The organism is Methylopila henanensis (genome assembly GCF_042681025.1).
Lineage (GTDB): Bacteria > Pseudomonadota > Alphaproteobacteria > Rhizobiales > Methylopilaceae > Methylopila > Methylopila henanensis.
Genome location: NZ_JBHUER010000017.1, coordinates 1 through 1,781, shown reverse-complemented (window position 1 = coordinate 1,781; position 1,781 = coordinate 1). Strand labels below are relative to the sequence as shown.

At 62.9% G+C, this 1,781-nt stretch carries 3 protein-coding genes; all 3 read right to left on the bottom strand.

The window, feature by feature from the left end:
* Window positions 1-146: 146 nt before the first annotated feature.
* The gene (locus ACFSCV_RS19160) at window positions 147-419 is read right to left on the bottom strand and encodes a hypothetical protein (RefSeq protein ID WP_378801179.1); all 273 of its coding nucleotides are present in this window, start codon (window positions 417-419) and stop codon (window positions 147-149) included.
* Between the two features lie 11 nt (window positions 420-430).
* Window positions 431-565 carry a hypothetical protein gene (locus ACFSCV_RS19155; protein ID WP_378801178.1) on the bottom strand — a complete coding sequence of 45 codons (135 nt, stop codon included), beginning with the start codon at window positions 563-565 and terminating at the stop codon, window positions 431-433.
* 772 nt (window positions 566-1,337) lie between these two features.
* Window positions 1,338-1,781: transglutaminase-like domain-containing protein (locus ACFSCV_RS19150; protein WP_378801177.1), on the bottom strand; the 444-nt coding region annotated here is incomplete at its 5' end.

Below are 1,781 nucleotides of genomic sequence, written 5' to 3'. Positions count from 1 at the left end.
CCTCATCGCTCAATGCCCGGCCGCGTTGATCCGTCCCGCCAAACGCAAAAGCGCTTCGACCGCGGCGGAGACCGAGAGCGGACTCATTCGTCATCCAATGCGACGCGCGGGCTCCCCAATTTGGGGGGAGCGGATCGGAAGGCGCGTCAGGGTTTGGTCGTGGCCGCGCGGTCTTTGTCGAGAGCCGCCGTCAGATCCGCGTGGTCAACGAGATGGGACTGGACCTTGGCGCTTCGCACGCCGACCGCTGGCGTCTCGAGCAGCGTGGCGACACGGTGATAGGCGAGGATGGAGACGCCCATGATCTCGTCTTCGTCGACGAGAAGTCTGTAGGTCCCTGCGGGCTGAGGACCATCGAGAGCCTTCAACGTGAAGGGCTGGTGAAACGTCACGGTCGATTCTTGCGTCCGGCGCGTCATGGCGGTCGCCGTCAGGTTTTTTTTGACTTTGGCCCGCTGGGCGGCGCGGCGCCGATCTTTAAAGCCGTGGTCGGAGCGGGCTGTGCTTCCCTGATCTTCTTCGGCTTTTTGGCTTCCTTATTTCCGCGCTTCTGTGCCTTCGCCATGCGCCGTACTCCGGTTGGGCCCCTCAGGACCGGGAGACAAAAGAAGACCCGCCGCTTCGAAAGGCGGCGGGATCGAAGGCGCTCTCGAGCGCCGCTCTGGAGGCTTCGGCTCCGCTACAAGCGAGATTCGCCGGTCCATCCGTGATCGATGTCGCTCCCAGCTCGCTTCGCCGTTCCGTCTCGAGCGATCGGAACGAGAGTGGCTGATGTGGGTGACCTGTCAGCGCCGCCATTGTCCGGCGCGATGACGCCGAAGCCCTTCTGGGCGTTGAACCATTCACCGCTCCCGAAAATCAGTGGTCCTGCCCACCACGAAGCAGGCCTCCGAGCCGCGCCTCAACACGCTTTCGAGCAAATAAAATCCGGCGGATTGGAGTCGAGCGTCAGAAAAGAAATATTAATTCCGTCGAACGGCAACCGTGAGATGATGTGCATGTCGCCGATTGCAATGACATGTGCTTTTTTTATTTTTCTGGTACAAATCTCGCAGCCTTGGGCCACCGCGGTTAACCCAGTCGCTTTAGGAGCTCTTTTTGGACGTGGTTGTAAAAACGGTCCCCGGCGAGAAAGAGTGGCTGCTGATCGACCTTCTGGGACGTTCAATGGGGGTGATCCGAACGACCGACAGCGGACAGGTCCATGTCGAGCCCGACGGAAAGGCGACCGCGACCATGACCGGGATGCGCTGCGGTCCGTTCGCCTCGCTCGACGAAGCGCTTGCGATGATCGAGACGCACACCAGAGGCCTCTGCCGCCGCGAGCCCAGCGAGGCTCAGGCCCCTGCGGATGAACCCGCCGCGACGGTCGAAACCTCGACGGCCATGTCCGAGAACGCGTCGGCGGGGCCGAGATAGCTGCCGGAAAGCGGCATGATTTGCCTGATGTCTCGTGCGACCGCGACCGGGATGAGATTGGCGCTTCCGACGCTTCGGTTGGTCGGATCGAAGGTGATCCAGCCTGCGCCCGGCACATAGACCTCCGCCCAGGCGTGGGTCGAGCCAAGCCCGTTCGAGCCGATAAGCCCCACACCTGGATCATGGAGATAGCCCGAGACGACCCGCGCTCCAAAGCCCAAGCTGCGCGCGGTCTCGGCGAACAAGGTCGCGAAGTCGCGGCACGAGCCGAGGCGGCGATCGAGCGTCTCGAGCGGCGACTGGACGCCTTCGTCTTCACGGATCTCATACGCGACCTCGGCCGCCACGCCGGCGTTGACGTC